We start from the raw sequence: 18,788 nt of genomic DNA, 5'->3' as shown, positions 1-18,788 counted from the left end.
CTGGATTGATAAGCAGTGTTTTGGTACAATTTCGCCCCGTCTTGATGATATACCCTTAGGCTCTTCTTTGGGTGTTATATTCCTTTTAATTCCTGATATTCTAGGGTTCGCATGAGTACAAAATTTATCTTCGTTACTGGCGGAGTTGTTTCTTCGTTGGGTAAAGGTATTGCCGCAGCTTCACTGGCCGCTATTTTAGAAGCCCGTGGTTTAAATGTTACCATTTTAAAGCTGGATCCTTACATCAACGTTGACCCAGGCACAATGAGCCCAATTCAACACGGTGAAGTTTACGTTACAGAAGACGGCGCAGAAACTGACCTTGATTTAGGTCACTACGAGCGTTTTATCCGTACCAAAATGACTAGTCGTAATAACTTCACACAAGGCCGTGTATATGAAGACGTATTACGTCGTGAGCGCCGTGGTGAATACCTAGGTGCTACTATTCAGGTTATTCCACATATCACTAACGATATTAAGCAACGTGTATACGACGGTGCTGAAGGTTATGATATTGCTATTGTAGAAATTGGCGGCACTGTAGGTGATATTGAATCACAACCGTTTATTGAAGCAATTCGTCAGATGGGAACTGAAATTGGCCGCGAACGCGCGCTATTTATTCACTTAACGCTAGTGCCATTTTTAGGCCCTGCCGGTGAAGTTAAAACAAAACCAACTCAGCACTCTGTTAAAGAGTTACGCTCAGTAGGTATTCAGCCAGATATTCTTATTTGTCGTTCAGACCGTAAACTACCTAATAATGAGCGTGCAAAAATCTCATTATTCACAAACGTAGAAGAAAAAGCGGTTATTTCACTACCAGATGTAGACAGCATTTATAAAATTCCTGCGTTATTAAAAACACAAGAATTAGATAACTTTGTATGTCGTCGTTTTCACTTAGATCCACCAGAAGCTGATTTAGCTGAGTGGGAACAAGTACTTTATCAAGAGTCTAACCCAACGGGTGAAGTGACCATTGGTATGGTTGGTAAATATATTGAATTACCAGATGCGTACAAATCGGTTAACGAAGCATTAAAGCATGCGGGTCTTAAAAATCGCCTAACAATCAACATTGAATACGTAGATTCACAAGACTTAGAAAGCAAAGGTGTTGAATTACTTTCACACTTAGATGCTATTTTAGTACCGGGTGGATTTGGCGGACGTGGTGTTGAAGGTAAAATTTTAGCAGCTAAATATGCACGTGAAAATAAAGTACCATACTTAGGTATTTGTTTAGGAATGCAAGTAGCATTAATTGAATATGCACGTAATGTTGCAGGTTTAACGGATGCAAACTCTACAGAATTTAATGCAAATTCAGAAGCGCCTGTAGTTGGCTTAATTACTGAATGGCTAGATGCTGAAGGTAATGTTGAAACACGTAGCGAAAAATCTGATTTAGGTGGCACTATGCGTTTAGGCGCACAAAAATGTCATTTAACGCCTGGTTCTAAAGTACATGGAGTATATGGCAGCGACGAAATTGTTGAACGTCATCGTCATCGCTACGAAGTAAATAATAACTTCGTAGAAATACTTGAAAAAGCAGGCTTAAGCTTTACTGGTTTATCAGAAGATAAAAAACTGGTAGAAATTATCGAAAATAAAGATCACCCATGGTTTATTGCCGCGCAGTTCCATCCGGAATTCACGTCAACGCCACGTGATGGTCATCCGTTATTTGAAGGGTTTGTAGCAGCTGCACACATCCACCAAAAAGCGAATTCGTAATTTTAAAAGCCGTGCATATTGCACGGCTTTTTTGTTTTAAGGGCTGACTAAGCTATATAAAACGTAGTAAAGTTAGCTGAACTCACCATTTTGGGAATATAGAGGAATCAAGATGTCAGAAATCGTAAAAGTAATCGGTCGCGAAATTATGGACTCGCGTGGTAACCCAACTGTTGAAGCAGACGTACATTTAGCAGATGGTTCTTGGGGTCGTGCAGCAGCACCTTCAGGCGCATCTACTGGTACTCGTGAAGCATTAGAGTTACGCGACGGTGATAAATCACGTTACTTAGGTAAAGGCGTATTAAAAGCAGTTGGTTATATTAATAAAGAAATTGCTGATGCTTTAGCTGGTCAAAATGCATTAGATCAAAACGCTGTTGATAAAGTGATGCTAGATTTAGATGGTACCGAAAATAAAGAAAAATTAGGTGCAAACGCAATCTTAGCTGTATCACTAGCAACTGCGAAAGCAGCTGCACAGTCTAAAAAAGTTGAGCTTTATGAACATATTGCTGACTTAAATGGCACACCAGGTGTTTACTCTATGCCACTTCCAATGATGAACATCATCAATGGTGGTGAGCACGCAGATAACTCTGTAGATATTCAAGAATTCATGATCCAACCTGTTGGCGCTAAAAACTTCCGCGAAGGCCTACGTATGGGCGCTGAAGTATTCCACAGCCTTGCTAAAGTGCTTAAAGCTGATGGTCATTCAACAGCGGTTGGCGATGAAGGTGGTTTTGCACCTAACCTTGCATCTAACGAAGCGGCTCTTGCTGCAATCAAAGTAGCTGTTGCAAACGCAGGTTACGAGCTAGGTAAAGATATTACTTTAGCGATGGATTGTGCTGCATCTGAGTTTTACGACAAAGAAGCAAACATCTACGATCTTAAAGGTGAAGGTAAAAAATTCACTTCTGAAGAATTTAACTTCTTCTTACAAGATCTTACTAATCAGTACCCAATCGTTTCTATTGAAGATGGTCTTGATGAGTCTGATTGGGATGGCTTTGCACACCAAACTAAACTAATGGGTGATAAAATCCAATTAGTAGGTGATGATTTATTTGTAACTAACACGAAGATTTTAAAACGTGGTATCGACAACGGTATTGCTAACTCAATCTTAATTAAGTTTAACCAAATCGGTTCTTTAACTGAAACTTTAGCTGCAATCAAAATGGCTAAAGATGCTGGTTTTACTGTTGTTATTTCTCACCGTTCTGGTGAAACTGAAGATTCAACAATTGCTGATTTAGCAGTGGGTACTGCTGCAGGTCAAATCAAAACAGGTTCATTGAGCCGTTCTGACCGTGTTGCAAAGTACAACCAATTGCTACGTATTGAAGAGCAATTAGGTGATAAAGCACCGTACAACGGTCTTAAAGAAGTTAAAGGTCAGTAATTCTATTTTACATAGAATATAACTTTTAATTTTAGATGATAAAATCCTCGCCTATGCGGGGATTTTTTATGCCTGATACTTTTTCCAAAGAGATGAAAATAAATTGTATGCTTTAAGCTTGTTGATGTACGCAGCACTAAAGAGTGGAGCACAAAAGTATAACGCTTTACTCATGCTTTAACTTCTTACGCACTCATAGCTGAAACTGCTGCTTTAAAATATCACCTGTAAAACTGGTTTTTAAATAAAAACCACGGGGTAGGGTTTTAATTATTTGCCCATTTGGGCCAATAGCATCAGTGACTATTTTACTATGAGCAGCTTTGGGGCGTATTTGCATAGCATCGCCTAAATGGCCTGATATTTCGTCGATTCTACCTAGCGCAATTAGCTCCATTTGCTCTTCCCAGTCGCGCTGTAACAAAGCGTCTTGTTCAGGTGAAGGCTGCCACAAAAAGCCGCTGCCGATGGTTCTGTCAAACGGCGCAATATCACGTTCGCTTAAAATTGGCAGCCATAAAACATGATTTAGTTTTTTACGCACAGAGCTGGTATGCCACGTCATTCCCGTTACGTTCATTAAAGGTGTAACCGATACAAACGTAGTTTCCAGTGGCCTACCTTTATAAGAAATAGGCAGTGTTTTTAGCTCAATTCCTAAATCTTCAAAATCGGGGAGGGGTTTTGAGCCTGCAGTAGCGCCTAGTACGTATTCAATGAGTTGCCCAGTCCAGCCTTTTTCACGTAGTAAATCATCAGGTGTTTTAAAATAGTACTGGTTTGCAAGTTGCCCAAGTGTTAATCCGGCAATACTGTTAACGCGCTGCATTAAGTCGTTTATTGAGTGTGGTTTTGTAGGTCGCATATTCTTAATTTCGGTTGTATAAATACCATAGCCATGATAGCAAATAGGCTAAGCCGTGGATATCTTTAGGGTTGTACGTTTTTTGCCCGCCTGTTGTTTGTGTTAATTTTGCACATATTGAAATTAAGCTACTTTACTTTAAGTTACTGACTCTGCAGGTTTTTTTAAATGTGCACGTTCAGTTTTGATTAAGCCATTTCAAAGTTGTAAGGATAAATACAACTATATGAACATGTTTATCCACAGAATCTGTGGAGAAGCTAAGTTTTAAGATCTAATATTGTGGATTTGTTTGCAAAATGAGCGTGTTTTACAAAAGTTATGCACAAACTGTGAGTAACTAGAGGAAAACAAGAACCGCAATAGCTTTGCTGAGTTATTTTCTAAATATTTACCTATTCTCCATTAATTTATCAATGTACTAAAAGCTCAAACTTAGCTTACTAATCGGGTTGGGTATAATAGTATTTGCCGTATTGCGGCTAATGTGGAACAATCATTAAAAATCGACTTACAAATGAGGCACTAAGGTGATTGATGCCGAAGGTTTTCGTGCCAATGTCGGAATTGTGATTTGCAATAATCAGGGACAGGTTTTTTGGGCCAGACGTTATGGTCAACACTCTTGGCAATTTCCCCAAGGTGGTGTTGATGATGGTGAAACTGCAGAACAAACCATGTACCGTGAATTACACGAAGAAGTAGGGTTGCGACCAGAAGATGTAGAAATAGTCGCAAGCTCAAAACATTGGTTACGCTATAAATTACCCAAACGATTAATCCGCCGAGACTCTAGTCCGGTGTGTATTGGGCAAAAACAAAAATGGTTTTTACTAAAATTACGCTGTAAAGACGAAGATGTAAATTTACTTAAAACCCATCATCCAGAGTTTGATGATTGGCGCTGGGTAAGTTATTGGTATCCTGTAAGACAGGTTGTATCGTTTAAACGGGATGTTTATCGACGTGTAATGAAAGAGTTTGCTCCTTTCGCCATGCCTTTTAATAAGAGAGAACAACATAAAGATCATTGGCGAAGTAAAAGGTAGTAATTTCTCTATAGAATAAAGGAGCAGGACATGCTGGCTACACTGAGATCTATTGCGGAGTCTGTATCGCGACAAGCGAATTTAGACAGTGCATTAGTGTGCTTTGTGCAAATGGTTAAAGATGCCATGAAAACCCAGTGCTGCTCCATTTATTTTGCAGATTACAGCCAAGACAATTTTGTACTTATGGCAACCGAAGGGCTAAACCCCGATGCGGTAGGTAAGTTTAGAATTGGTTTTACCGAAGGTTTAGTTGGCCTAGTAGCGCAACGCGAAGAACCCATTAATATTGCATTTGCTAAATCGCATCCTCGTTTTAAGCTCTCCCCCGAAGTAAATGAAGAAGGCTACAACGCTTTTTTATCTGTACCCGTTGTTCATCAAAAAAAAGTACTGGGCGTTATTGTTGTCCAACAAAAAATGGCACGTGTATTTAGCCAAGACGAAGAGTCGTTTTTAATAACGCTTTCTGCTCAACTTGCGTCACAGTTAGCGCATGCTGAAATTAAAGAAATACTACGCCAAGATGAGTCATCTCATCAAACGTCTGTTTTAAAAGGTGTATCGAGCGCGCCGGGAATAGGTATAGGACAAGCATTTGTTGTATTACCAAAACTTGATTTTAAATCTATTGAGCTTTTAAAAGACAGTGACGTCACTGAGCAGCGCCGTTTATTTACTCAAGCTGTAGCTGCAACGCGCAAAGAATTTAATACCCTATCTATGACGCTAAGCGATTCTATTCCGCACGAAGCTCTTGCGGTATTTGATGTGTATCAACAACTGCTTGATGCTAAAAGTTTAGGGCATAATGTTGAAATGCAATTACAAGAAGGCTGGTGTGCTAAAAGCGCCCTAAAAATTGTAATAGAGCGTTTAATATCTCAATTTAATGCCATGCAAGACCCTTATATAAAAGAGCGTGCTGTTGACGTTAAAGACATTGGTCTTCGCGTATTACACCATCTTGTAAATACAGAGCACGCTGTTAAAAATTATCCGCCCAACACTATTTTAATTGCTAATACCTTAACACCCGCCATGCTTGCTGAAGTGCCAAAAGGTCACTTAACAGGTGTGGTAAGCGTAAATGGCTCTGCAAATAGCCATGCTTCTATATTAACGCGTGCGATGGGGATCCCTGCCATTTGGGGTATAGAAGATTTACCTCTACTTCAGTTTAATGGCAAACCGATGATTTTAGATGCATTTGCTGGGCGTTTATATATATCGCCTTCACAAATGCTGATGGACGAATACACAGAGTTACAGCATCAAGATAACCTACTTAATAACCGCTTTTTAGCTGAGCAAGACTCGGAATCAATTACGCTTGACGGTGAACATGTTAGCTTATTATTAAACGCAGGCCTTGAGCTTAATACTGAGCAAAGTAGCGCGCATATTTGTGACGGTGTGGGGCTTTATCGAACCGAAGCGTGGTTTATGCAAAAGGGTCAGTTTCCTTCGCAATCCGAGCAAGAAAATTGGTACCGAGAAGTACTAACTAGCTATCATCCTAATCCTGTGGTTATGCGTACATTGGATATTGGGGGTGATAAAGTACTCGATTACTTTAACATTACCGAAGAAAACCCATTTTTAGGTTGGCGTGGTATTCGTATTAGCCTTGATCATCCCGAATTATTTTTAGATCAACTAAAAGCGATGCTTAAAGCAAATATTGGTTTGGGTAATTTAAAAATAATGCTCCCTATGATCAGTGGCACTGAAGAAGTTGATGAGTCACTTGCGTTATTTGAACAGGCTTATTTTGAGTTAAGTGAAAAATACCCAGAGCAAACCATAGAAAGACCCGACATAGGTATAATGCTAGAGGTACCTTCAAGTGTATTTATGCTTCCTGAGTGGTCAAAAAAAGTCGATTTTTGCTCAGTAGGTAGTAACGATTTAACACAGTATTTATTAGCAGTAGACAGGGCTAATGCACGAGTTGCCGAACTTTTTAACCCTTATCACCCGGGCGTACTCAGGGTACTAAATAAAGTAGCGCGTGAATGTGAGCAATATGAACTGCCATTTAGTTTGTGTGGTGAACTAGGCGGCGATCCTGAAGGGGCTATTTTGCTTATTGCCATGGGTTACAGGCGCCTTAGTATGAATTTATCATCGCTTAATAAAGTTAAATGGGTACTTAGGCGTTTAAATGTCAGTGACATGGAACAACTATTAAGTGAATGCTTAGCGCAATCCACAGCCAAACAAGTACTACGTTTAACGCGAAGCTTTATGCTAGAGCATAAATTAGGTGATTTGTTTTACACTCCCAAATAAGCTTATACGCCTAATTAATTGCAATACACAGATGCTATTAGTTTTATAATCCTTTAATATATAAACCTTAAAAGGGTATTTGAGATTACTATGTATGACTTAGGTTTGTTAGTCGCAAGCTGCGCACTACTAGGCTGTATTGTTGGGTTTTTAGCTGGGTTACTAGGCATTGGTGGCGGTTTAATTATCGTTCCAGTTCTAAGCACTCTGCTACTGTCATTTAATGTAACGTCAGCTGATCATGTATTAGTAATTGCTATTGCAACCTCACTCGCCTCTATTTTATTTACTTCAACGTCTTCAGCGCTGGCTCATCATAAAAATGATAACGTGCCTTGGGATATTGCCCCATGGGTTATGTCGGGTGTGGCTTTAGGTGCACTTATTAGTGGCTTTGCAGCAAGTTTAATCCCTGAACAAATATTGCGTACAGTGTTTGCTATAAGTGTTGTATTTATTGCAGCAAGAATGGTGCTCTCCGCGCGTAATAAACAGATGTCAGAAAAACCGTTGCCGGCAGGTCCTATTTTAGGGGGCGTTTCTGCAATAATGGGCGGATTATCAGGTTTAATAGGGATTGGCGGCGGAGCTTTAATTGTACCTATGCTTAATTATTTTTCGGTTGATATAAAAAAAGCAATTGGCTGTGCGGCAGCGTGCGGAATTGTTATTGCATTATTTGGCTCTATTGGTTACATCAGCGCAGGCTGGCATGTTACCGATTTAGAGCATGGTTTTGCCGGGTTTGTTTACTTACCTGCATTATTTGGGATTGTTATTACCTCGTGGTTTGTTGCGCCTATTGGCGCTAAAGCAACTCACTATTTACCTGTTAATACAATTAAGAAAGTTTTCGCGGTGCTGCTTGTAGTTATCGCAATTAAAATGGTTTTTAGCTAAAGGTTTATTTTTTATGGCACTTGAGTTTCCTCAAATTGATCCAATTATTTTTTCTGTTGGACCGCTAAGCGTACGTTGGTATGGCTTAATGTACTTAATAGGTTTTGCATTTGCGATGTGGTTTGCTAATCGTCAAGCGTCAAAGCCAAATTCGGGTTGGACTAAAGAGCAAGTAAGCGATTTACTGTTTTACGGCATGTTAGGGGTAATACTAGGCGGGCGTATTGGTTACGTATTGTTTTACCAGTTTAGTTATTTTATAGAAAACCCACTGTATTTATTTAGGATAGATCAGGGCGGTATGTCGTTCCATGGTGGAACACTTGGCGTTATAACCGCCGTCGCAATTTTTTCGTGGACGCGTAAAAAGTCACTGCTTCAAGTGGGCGACTTTGTTGCACCACTTGTTCCTGTAGGGCTTTTAGCCGGGCGTATTGGTAACTTTATAAACGGTGAATTATGGGGGCGTGTTACCGACGTGCCATGGGCAATGGTATTTCCAACGGGCGGTCCGCTTGCGCGTCACCCATCGCAGTTATACGAAGCATTTTTCGAAGGCTTAGTGCTGTTTTTAATCCTGCAATGGTTTATTAAAAAACCACGTCCAGCAGGGAGTGTAGCCGGTGTGTTTTTATTAGGTTACGGCGTGTTTAGATTCTGTATTGAATATTTCCGCCAACCCGATGCACAACTAGGTTTATTTGCCGACTTTATTTCAATGGGACAAATACTTTCACTTCCTATGATAGTGGGTGGTTTAGGCTTATTAATTTGGGCATACAAGCAACCACAACACGTTAAAACAGCTAAGGCATAATAAGAAAAGCATGAAACAATATTTAAAATTATGTCAGCGTATTGTTGACGAAGGTCAGTGGGTCGAAAACGAACGTACAGGTACGCGTTGTTTAACCGTTATTAATGCCGATTTAGAATACGATGTGGCTAATAATAAGTTTCCGATGATCACGACGCGTAAAAGTTACTACAAAGCAGCGATTGCTGAGCTACTAGGTTATTTACGCGGTTACGACAGCGCTGCGCAATTTCGTGAAATTGGCTGTAAAACATGGGATGCCAACGCGAACGATAACAACGCATGGCTTAATAATCCTAACCGTAAAGGTGAGGATGACATGGGACGTGTTTATGGCGTACAAGGCCGTGGTTGGCAACGACCAGATGGCTCAACGCTTGATCAGCTTTCCAAAGTTATCAATAACTTAAAAAATGGCATTGATGACCGTGGTGAAATAATCACGTTTTATAATCCAGGTGAGTTTGAGCTTGGTTGTTTGCGCCCGTGTATGCATACGCACACTTTTTCGCTACTTGGTGATACGCTATATTTAACGTCATACCAGCGAAGCTGTGATGTACCGCTCGGCCTTAATTTTAATCAAATTCAGTGTTTTGTGTTGCTTGCGTTAGTGGCTCAAATTACCGGCCACAAAGCGGGTAAGGTGTATCATAAAATTGCTAATGCACATATTTACGAAAACCAACTTGAACTGATGCGAGATGTGCAGTTAACGCGTGAGCCATTTGCATCACCTCAGTTAAAAATTAATCCAAAAATTAAATCATTAGAAGACATAGAAACGTGGGTAACACGAGACGACTTTGAAGTAATAGGCTATCAATGCCACGAAGCGATTCAATATCCATTTTCAGTATAATAAAAGATTAAGGAAAACATAAAATGAAAGCAGTGATCCCAGTAGCGGGCCTTGGTACTCGTATGTTACCAGCCACTAAAGCAATTCCTAAAGAAATGCTGCCAGTGGTAGACCGTCCTTTAATTCAATATGTAGTAAACGAAGCCGTTGCTGCAGGTATTAAAGAAATAGTGTTAGTAACGCACTCAAGTAAAAACTCAATTGAAAATCACTTCGATACAAGTTTTGAACTAGAAGCTACTTTAGAAAAGCGTGTTAAGCGGCAACTACTTGCCGAAGTGCAAGCAATCTGCCCTAAAGACGTAACCATTATTCACGTACGCCAAGGTGAAGCAAAAGGCTTAGGGCATGCAATTAGTTGTGCAGCACCTATTATTGGTAACGAACCGTTTGTAGTTATTTTACCAGATGTAATTATCGACGATGTAGAGAGCGATCTTAAAAAAGATAACTTAGCAGAAATGATCGCTAATTTTGAGAAAACCAAGCATAGCCAAATTATGGTAGAACCAGTACCAATGGCACAAGTTAACCAGTTTGGTGTAGTTGATTTAGGTGATGTTGACTTAAAGCAAGGCGAAAACTCGCCAATTTTTAATATGGTAGAAAAACCGCCAGTAGATGAAGCGCCATCAAACTTAGCTGTAGTGGGTCGATACGTATTAAGCGAAAACATATGGCCGTTACTTGCAAAAACTCCGCAAGGAGCAGGCAATGAAATTCAATTAACTGACGCAATTGCGATGTTAATGGAACACGAAAAAGTAGATGCATACGCTATAAAAGGCCGTAGCCACGATTGTGGAAGTAAAATTGGTTATTTAAAAGCGACTATTGAATTTGCACTTCGTCGCGATGAATTTGCTGATGAATTAAAGTCATTTATTAAAAAACTGATTTAACAGTTAATGTAAATCATGAAAGGCGCCTATATCGGCGCCTTTTTTATGAGTTTTATCAGGCCTGTTTATCTTTCGAGGCTAAATTTGCAGCAGGCTGTTTGGTATTTAGGCAAGGCAGAGCCTATGTAGTGTGGTTATTCCCCATAAATAGGTGATAACGTAGTATAGATGCCAAACATGCGCTGCCCGAAGGGTTCTGCCTCGGGGCAATTTACTCTTTGTTGCCTACATGGATGTAGGTAAGGGGCGTGAGCAGGACGCGGAAGCTTTACTCGGTTTTTACTTATTCTTACAGGGATGTAAGTCAGTAGAATAACGCAGGAGCAGTTATCGAGCCCACTAGGTTACAAACCTCGCGCCGCGATTAAATAGCCCCTAGATTGAACAAGTTTTAATCCTGAAAGGTCAACAGGCCCTAGAGTAAAATAAGAAAGGAGCCTCTTTAAAAATAAAATTTTTAGGTCATTACAGACATATTGTTATTTATGTTGTAAAGTTTGTGTTAACTGGCATTAAATTTGTATTAAATAATGCTCTCAAGGAAGGGTGGGAGTATGCAACGTTGTGTTTTACAAAACACTGACAAGCATGCGAAGAGCTAAGTTTTATAGCTCACAGCTTAAATAAAGTTAAACGCTTTCTTGTGAGAATGTTTAACTGAAATGTAGTGAAAACACTGCTTTCAGGACAGCAAATACATGTTTATATATAAAAAAAATAACATTGGGCTTTTACTTAGCTTGCTAATGCTTTTATTTGGCACAGCATGCAGCGTTACGCCTGAAATAAAAACCATTGACGAACAACCTCAAAGTAACTCGCCTGACTACGTCTCAATTACAGCCTTGGAGCTTGCTCAGCTAAAAGATGCTGCAATGCAGTGGCAACAAGCACGCGAAGGTATAGAGCGAATTTTAAGATTAGAAAAAGAAATAACTTACCTCGTAAATCATATTGATATTATAAACAGCAAAGCTATTGCGCAGTCTAATCAAGGGTATAGCAGCAAGTCTGTACGCTCACCTCGAAACACACGTAATGTTAAATCACGCCAACAAGTTAAACAAAACTACAGCAATAAAAAACAAGCTGTAAAATTAAATAAACCAAAACATGTATTTGCTTTGCAGGTAGCTTCGGTTGACTCAGAGCAAGGTGTGGCTAAAGCATGGCAAGAGCTAAATACTAAAGCAGCACCGTTGTTTAGAGACAAAATATTGACTAACGTAGAAACCGCCAAGATAAACGACAAAATGTTTTATAGACTAAAACTAGGCTCTTACCAAAACTTTAAAAATGCAAAAGCAGATTGTGACGTATTCAAGCTGTATAAACTCGATTGCATAGTAAGTAACTACACCGATAAGCCAGTAAGGCTGTAGCCCGTATTACGTAATATCAATCTGTAATAATACCTAATCAATCTTGGGGATTAAACCTGACGCAATTATCGCTAATAATTTTGATATACGAGTGCACGGAGGCAGTAGCTAGATCAATACAGCAATAATTAGTGATAGTAATTAAATAATGCAATTTTGTTTTGTTATCAACTCGGTTTTCTTACTTCAAAATAGACTACTTAATTAAAAAGTTGCTATAAATTGGCGCAAAATTTGCTTTGATTTATTATCTTGGTTAGTAGAGTGCATTTTGCAATGCGGTATTTTAAGTCTTGTCATTTAATATCAGTTTTATTCTTATCTTTTTATTTATATGGATGCAGCAGCGCAACTGTAAATAACGAGAGCGTGCAGCATTCTTTAATAACTGATAAACAAGTAAAAGAGTATGTTTCGCAGTGGCACTTACAGCAAGAAAGCATTGGTCGTTTAACTGCTATGGAAGATGATTTACAGCTATTAATTATGGCGTTATCGTCTCAAAGTGAATTAACTGAAAACCCTCCTTTACTCATGCAAAGTAAAACCGATATCACCTATGGTAATCAGCCTTCACAGAATTTGGAACCGACGGCACTAAATAACACTCCCGAAGTAAAAACACCAAACTTACAAAATTCAGAACTCACCTTAACAGATGAAACTAAAATTGGAGCACAGCTTGGTTGGTATTTAAAGCCAGAGCTTGTTAGAGCAAGAGTCGAAAGGCTTAAGCAATTATACCCTAGTGCATTTACTCAATTTAATTTTACTATGTTTGAACGTAAAAATAATAATATGACTTTGTATGGATTACGTGTAGGTCCATTTAAAAACGATGCTCAAGTAAGTGCGTTTTGTTATTTAGCTAATCAGCTTGATCAAGTATGTAATATTGCTGCTTTTGTCGGAAAACCAATATAATTAATAAATTAGGACTTTTAAACTTATATAGTATTAAAGTATTTGTACTAATAGTCGATACTAACTATAGTTGGGCAAATATTTGATAAAGCCCATTTTCTTATAAGGATTTAGCATGAAGTTTTATTTATCTGCATTAGCTGTAGCCACCGTGGTCAGCTCGTTTAGCACTTATGCTGCTACAGAGTCATTTGAAGCGAAAGTAACAGTACAAAATGCTGTAGTACTCACAAAAGATAACGATTTAAATTTTGGTACTATTCGTGCTATTTCAGATCCATTAGGCGCCGAACAAGCAACGCTGACAGTTAATCCTGATCCAGCTGCGAGCCCTGTTACTTCACAAGATAATCCAACTGGTAACGCTGCGAGTATCTCAATAATTGAAGGTGGTGAAGCGGGTGCTTTCAGTGTGTCAGATGTAGTACCAAACTCTATTTTAACCATTAGCGACCCAGTAAATACTTTGATACTACCCTTAGCTGGCCAAGGCTTAAATGAACCTGATTTTACTGTAGATGCTTGGACTTACTTTATAACGAGCGGAACAAATGCAGGAGCGCTTTATACGCAGGGTACTCCTAACCTACAAGCTGGTGCTGATGGCGCTGTATCATTTAATATAGGCGCGACTCTTTCTACTTCATCAAACGCATCAAGTGTGGATTACCCTGATGGTGAGTATTCTGGTAGCTTTAATATTGAAGTGTCATATTAATTAGTGTTTAAACAAACAATGCGCTTTTTGTATGTTTCTGCTTGGCTTTCGTTAATGTTTAGCGAGCAAGCCTATAGCGCAAGCATACAACAAGAAGCGCTTAATTTTGGCACTTTAGTTATCCCTCAAAATAATACTTTAAGCTCTATCACGATTAACCACAATGGTGAAATAACCACATTTGGTAGTATTTACGTATTAACTGAGGGGAATCCCGCAGAACTTTTATTTACCGATTTACCTCCGCTTACTCAAATATCGTTTAATAAAATGAGTGACTCTACATTGCAAAGTGAAGTACTTGGAGCTAATAGTGCCAAGTTTTCGGTTGTATTAGTGGATTTACCAAGCACGCAAACTAGCGATGAATTTGGAGATCTTTTACTCAAAGTAGGTGGCCGTTTAATAACGACAGGGACTAGCCAAAGTTACTTAGATGGTAGTTTTATTACTGACACCCAATTAGAAATTACGATTGATTACTAAAGGAAAAACATGCTTTATAAAGTTGTAGTGCTGCTCGCACTGAGTGTATGTATTTTAGGAAAAAATACATACGCAAATTTACTTATCTCTCCAACCCGTATTAGTTTTGATGAACGTCAACGAACCGCTAAAGTTACCGTAATTAATACGGGGGATGAATATCAAACATATCGTGTTTTATGGAGTGAGAAGCAAGCGCAACCTAGCGGTGGCTACATACAGTTGGCAGAGGCTACAAGCGAAAGTTTAAGTTCAATGGCACGTTTGTCACCAAAACAAATGCGTTTAGCACCTGGTGAAAAACAAACAGTAAAAATAGCAATACGTAAACCTAAAGGTCTAGCTTCTGGTGAGTACCGCTCTCATCTTCTATTTCAAGCATTGCCTGGTGAAAATACTAATAAAACAAGCTCAATAAAAGTTAATATGATTATGAGCTACAGCATTCCTATTTTGTTACGTAAAGACATGAAACAGCCAGAAGTTGCCATAGAACAAGCTAAGCTAGTGCTAAATGAAAGCAATCAACGTCCTCAGTTTTTATTGAATATAAAACGAGAAGGTAAGTTTAGTAGCTACGGTAAATTAAGTGCTTACTTTGTTGATAGCAATAACGAGCAAGTTAAAATTGCAGAAATTGGTAATTTAAGTATTTATCCAGAAGTGGATAATGCGTTTGTAACCCTTAGTTTATTTAGTGACAAAAATTTAGATAAAGCAGGAAAAGTCATTTTTAAATATGAAGGCAGTCAAGAATATAAAGACCTTACATTTGCACAATACACTCTGCCTTTAACCTCACAATCACTTAATGTTTTAAATGTGAATGACGCTAAATAATTTATTGTATGCACTATTACTAAGCATAAGTAGTTTGCTTAGTAATAGTGTAATAGCTAATCCTAATTCTTCCGTGGGGGATGCTTTAACAACACTACGCGCAATTGAACTAAAGCTAACTAAGCCCGTTGAAGTAATTGATTATAAAAACAAAGAAAATCAGCAACAGCGAATCGCCACAGGCGAGTTATTAATACTTTCGCTTTATTTAAACTCATACTACTTAGGTGAAGTTGCAGCAATTAAAAGCGAGCAAAGTGTACAAGTTAGTTTAAGCGACTTATTTGATATTCTACAATTTGCAATGAATGTTGATGCTAGCAATCGAATTGCTCAAGGTGTTGGAGCAAATCAACAACCTCTTTTTCTAAATGCAGCGGTTACACCCGCTGTATTTACTAGTCCTACACAGAGCTACTTATTAGCAAAAAATCAAATTACCATTGAAGATGATATTTATGTAGATATTCAAAGTTTACATAATGCTTTAAATCTAGAGTTTAATATTGATTACCCAGATTTAGAATTACTTATAAGCTCAGAGATCCCCTTACCGGTTGAACAACAAAGATACAGACAGTCGCGCAACCTAAAATCACCTAACAAGAGATCGCCACCTACGCTCCCATGGAAAGCTAGCCCATATAAAGCGCTATCTTCTCCGGTTGCCGACTTACAACTAAATTTTACCGCGAGCGATGATAGACATTCTACGAACTATTCACTTTTAGGCACTCAAGACTTTGCGTATTTATCTGCAGAGTATTTTTTGTCTGGACGAAGTACTGACTTACTTACCAACTCTAGGTTAACGTTTACAAAGCAAAACTTAGACAAAGAAATAAAAAACAGCTTCATGCCTACTGAAATATCCTTTGGTGATGTTATCGCCACGCAAGTAGGTAATAACTACAGTAGTCAGTATGCCCGAGGTGTTAAAGTTTCTAATAATGTAACCAGTAGAAAAATAGTTAATAACCAAGTTAACTTAAGCGGTGCTATACAGCCAGGTTGGGATGTAGAGCTGTATCGTAATGAAATATTAATAGACCAGCAGCTTAGCCTCGCAGATGGGCGTTATATTTTTGATAATATAAACTTATTATTTGGAGCTAATAATTTTGAGCTTATTTTTTATGGGCCTCAAGGTCAAGTTGAGCGTAAAAGTGATTATTACTTTGTGGATGGAAATCAACTTAAGCAGGGACAAGGTAACTATGAATTGTCGGTTACTGAACAAGGCAAGCAGTTACTAAATAACAATGTTTCAAGCTCGCAGGGGCAGGGTTGGCAAGTTGCGGGTAGATATGAGCAAGGGCTTACAGATAATATATCTGTATACACTGCTACATCAGGTCAAAAAAATACGGATGACGATCTACTTAAGTATGCATTTGGTACCAACATAAGCTTGTTTGACCGATTATTATTAAATGCGAATGTTGAAAAAAATAATAACAATGAACAAGAATTTGAATTTACAGCCCGAACTCAAATTGCCGAACAATCACTACTTTTTAGCGCTACAAATCGTACCGACGAACAGCAGCAAGATTTTAACAGCTACCAAATAAATTTAGCTGGTGGGCTAATGAATAATACCTATGGACGCCTTTCTTATCAAAATAACGTCTTATATGACGATAGTGATATTAGAGGGCGTTTTAAACAAGTACGCAACCAGTTCAACTACTCATACTCAGGATTTGCACTAAGTAACCAATTGCTGTGGCAACAAGACGATAGCTCTAAGAGTACTTTTGGAACAACACGTTTTCAAAAGCGCTTTGGGAGAACCTACACAAGGTTTGGTATAGATTATAGTATATCGCCAGTAAGTGAGCTTGTTAGTTACGAGGCTGAGTTTAGCCGCAACTTGGGCCGAGATTTACAAGCCGAACTGACTATAACTGATTCCCTTCGTAATAATATTCAATCGGCCGAATTAGGACTCAATTGGCAAAGCGACAAGTTTAGTTTAACGAGTAACTTAAACTACAACAGTAACGATGATTGGCGGCTCGGTATTTATAGTCGTTTTAGCTTAGGGTTTGATGTTGAACACAACACATATTTTGTCTCTAAGCGCAGCTTAACTAACACGGGTAGTTTAATGTTACGCGTATTTTTAGATCAAAATAATAACGGTATTATGGATGATGATGAGCACGGTGTTGGCGGCGTAAAGGTAAAAGGCGTTCACAATTATCGTCAAGCAATTACAGACGAACACGGCGTTGCGCTATTAACTTCAATGCCAGCAAATCGTACAACAGATATAATACTAGATAGAAATAGTTTTGAAGATCCGTTTTTAATACCAGCTAATGAGGGTTTTTCTATTACACCAAGGGCTGGTTTTGTAGAGTATATGGATTTTGCATTAAATAATGCCAGTGAAGTGGAGGGAGTTGTTTATCAACAAAAAGGTGATACAACACAGATCCAGCCCTTTGCAAATGTAGCGCTATTGAATGAGAAAGGGGATCAAGTTGCACAAACTCAAGCAGCATATGATGGCTATTATTTATTTACAGACCTTAAACCGGGGCAGTATAAAGCAGTAATTGATGATGAATATAAACAACGCAAGCAGCTAAAAAACACTCAAAATATAACAGTTAATTTATCGCCTCAAGGAGATGTAGTAATGGGCGTTGATTTAACGTTAAAGGCGCTCAGTGCAACAACTGGAAGCATTGCCAATGCAGGAAGTTTTAGTTCGTTAAATATCTTAAAAATTTATTACCGTTTAATAGCACCACGAATAGAGCAGCAAGAAGCTTTTTATATGCATGATAAAGCTAAAAATAAATTTATTTTAGCCTTAGCGTACGCAACAAACAGTTCGCCAGAGCTTATTTCTGTATGCGACTCAGTAAAAGCGCAAGGATTAAAGTGTGTTGTTGAAACACATAAAATACTCCATTAAAGGAATTAGGATGAAAAGAGTTCAATGTATATTTTTAATCAGTGCAATGTTGCTAAGTTATGGTTGTGCGAATAATAAAGCAATTGATAATAGTATTACTCAGACGGAAATAGCTGACGAAAAAAGCTACGTAAAAATAACAAAGCAAGAACTTGAAGCTCTAAAAATGAGCTCCCAGCAGTGGCAAAATATGAGGCCTGAACTTGCGCGCTTATTACTTATTGAAGAAGACTTAAGCTTACTAATATCGCAACTTAATACAATTGCAAAAGAAAATGAGCAGAAAAACGCACCAGTAATAAAAGCAGAAATCGTTAATACCAACAAAATTAATCGCTCCAATTTACAATTAACAAAACCAGTTAATCCCAAATTTGCTTTACAAGTGCTTTCAATAACGCAAAAAGAACAACTCTCTTTAGCTTTTAGGCAACTACAAAAAAAGCTTCCTAGCTTACTAGGCGATAACTTTGTGATGAATGTTGAAACAATAAATGTAAAAGGAGTTATGTATAACCGTTTAAAGCTAGGCGCATACATAGACAAAAAAAACGCTATGGCTGACTGTCAAAAATTAAAGAGCCAAAATATAAATTGTTTAGTTAGCTATTACGTAGATCAGCCCTTTATCGCACAATAGTTAAGTCGGCATACAAATT

16 protein-coding genes are annotated in these 18,788 nt (G+C 38.4%); 15 read left to right on the top strand and 1 reads right to left on the bottom strand.

What is annotated here, in order from left to right; genetic code table 11:
• Positions 1-111: 111 nt before the first annotated feature.
• Entirely contained in the window at positions 112-1,746 is a 1,635-nt protein-coding gene (locus H5126_RS17000) for a CTP synthase (protein ID WP_033020682.1), read from the top strand.
• Positions 1,747-1,858: 112 nt separating this feature from the next.
• The gene (gene eno / locus H5126_RS16995; protein ID WP_002958706.1) at positions 1,859-3,157 is read left to right on the top strand and encodes a phosphopyruvate hydratase; all 1,299 of its coding nucleotides are present in this window, start codon (positions 1,859-1,861) and stop codon (positions 3,155-3,157) included.
• Between the two features lie 193 nt (positions 3,158-3,350).
• Here eno and mutH read toward each other — a convergent pair whose 3' ends face one another.
• Positions 3,351-4,022 (bottom strand): DNA mismatch repair endonuclease MutH, encoded by a 672-nt coding sequence (mutH, locus tag H5126_RS16990; RefSeq protein ID WP_182720289.1) that lies wholly within the window; start codon positions 4,020-4,022, stop codon positions 3,351-3,353.
• A 530-nt stretch (positions 4,023-4,552) separates the two neighbouring features.
• On the opposite strand from mutH, the gene rppH reads away from it, so the two are divergent.
• The 13 genes from rppH (at position 4,553) to H5126_RS16925 (ending at position 18,769) form a co-directional block, all read left to right on the top strand.
• Positions 4,553-5,071, top strand: coding sequence for an RNA pyrophosphohydrolase (gene rppH / locus H5126_RS16985; RefSeq protein ID WP_002958704.1), 519 nt, complete (start codon positions 4,553-4,555; stop codon positions 5,069-5,071).
• A gap of 30 nt (positions 5,072-5,101) precedes the next feature.
• Entirely contained in the window at positions 5,102-7,366 is a 2,265-nt protein-coding gene (gene ptsP, locus H5126_RS16980; protein ID WP_182720290.1) for a phosphoenolpyruvate--protein phosphotransferase, read from the top strand.
• Positions 7,367-7,456: 90 nt separating this feature from the next.
• Positions 7,457-8,266, top strand: a complete 810-nt coding sequence (locus H5126_RS16975) for a sulfite exporter TauE/SafE family protein (RefSeq protein WP_182720291.1) — start codon at positions 7,457-7,459, stop codon at positions 8,264-8,266.
• A 13-nt stretch (positions 8,267-8,279) separates the two neighbouring features.
• On the top strand, positions 8,280-9,083 hold the full coding sequence (lgt, locus tag H5126_RS16970; RefSeq protein WP_182197705.1) for a prolipoprotein diacylglyceryl transferase: 804 nt from the start codon (positions 8,280-8,282) through the stop codon (positions 9,081-9,083).
• Between the two features lie 10 nt (positions 9,084-9,093).
• The gene (locus tag H5126_RS16965; protein ID WP_182720292.1) at positions 9,094-9,945 is read left to right on the top strand and encodes a thymidylate synthase; all 852 of its coding nucleotides are present in this window, start codon (positions 9,094-9,096) and stop codon (positions 9,943-9,945) included.
• Positions 9,946-9,968: 23 nt separating this feature from the next.
• Positions 9,969-10,847: a UTP--glucose-1-phosphate uridylyltransferase GalU gene (gene galU / locus H5126_RS16960; protein WP_182720293.1), complete on the top strand. Its 879-nt coding sequence runs from the start codon at positions 9,969-9,971 to the stop codon at positions 10,845-10,847.
• 698 nt (positions 10,848-11,545) lie between these two features.
• Positions 11,546-12,229: an SPOR domain-containing protein gene (locus H5126_RS16955; RefSeq protein WP_024594911.1), complete on the top strand. Its 684-nt coding sequence runs from the start codon at positions 11,546-11,548 to the stop codon at positions 12,227-12,229.
• Between the two features lie 369 nt (positions 12,230-12,598).
• Positions 12,599-13,153: an SPOR domain-containing protein gene (locus H5126_RS16950; RefSeq protein ID WP_182720294.1), complete on the top strand. Its 555-nt coding sequence runs from the start codon at positions 12,599-12,601 to the stop codon at positions 13,151-13,153.
• A gap of 115 nt (positions 13,154-13,268) precedes the next feature.
• Entirely contained in the window at positions 13,269-13,871 is a 603-nt protein-coding gene (locus H5126_RS16945; RefSeq protein ID WP_170071817.1) for a DUF4402 domain-containing protein, read from the top strand.
• 3 nt (positions 13,872-13,874) lie between these two features.
• Positions 13,875-14,357, top strand: coding sequence for a DUF4402 domain-containing protein (locus H5126_RS16940; RefSeq protein ID WP_024594914.1), 483 nt, complete (start codon positions 13,875-13,877; stop codon positions 14,355-14,357).
• 9 nt (positions 14,358-14,366) lie between these two features.
• Positions 14,367-15,197, top strand: a complete 831-nt coding sequence (locus H5126_RS16935) for a molecular chaperone (RefSeq protein WP_182720295.1) — start codon at positions 14,367-14,369, stop codon at positions 15,195-15,197.
• 34 nt (positions 15,198-15,231) lie between these two features.
• Positions 15,232-18,129, top strand: a complete 2,898-nt coding sequence (locus H5126_RS16930) for a hypothetical protein (protein WP_220491480.1) — start codon at positions 15,232-15,234, stop codon at positions 18,127-18,129.
• A gap of 10 nt (positions 18,130-18,139) precedes the next feature.
• Positions 18,140-18,769 carry an SPOR domain-containing protein gene (locus H5126_RS16925; protein WP_182711545.1) on the top strand — a complete coding sequence of 210 codons (630 nt, stop codon included), beginning with the start codon at positions 18,140-18,142 and terminating at the stop codon, positions 18,767-18,769.
• Positions 18,770-18,788: the final 19 nt, after the last annotated feature.

The sequence above is a fragment of the Pseudoalteromonas sp. SG45-3 genome (genome assembly GCF_014164075.1).
Lineage (GTDB): Bacteria > Pseudomonadota > Gammaproteobacteria > Enterobacterales > Alteromonadaceae > Pseudoalteromonas > Pseudoalteromonas distincta.
The sequence above is the reverse complement of the archived record's forward strand: the minus strand, read 5'-3'. Positions and strand labels throughout refer to the sequence as shown.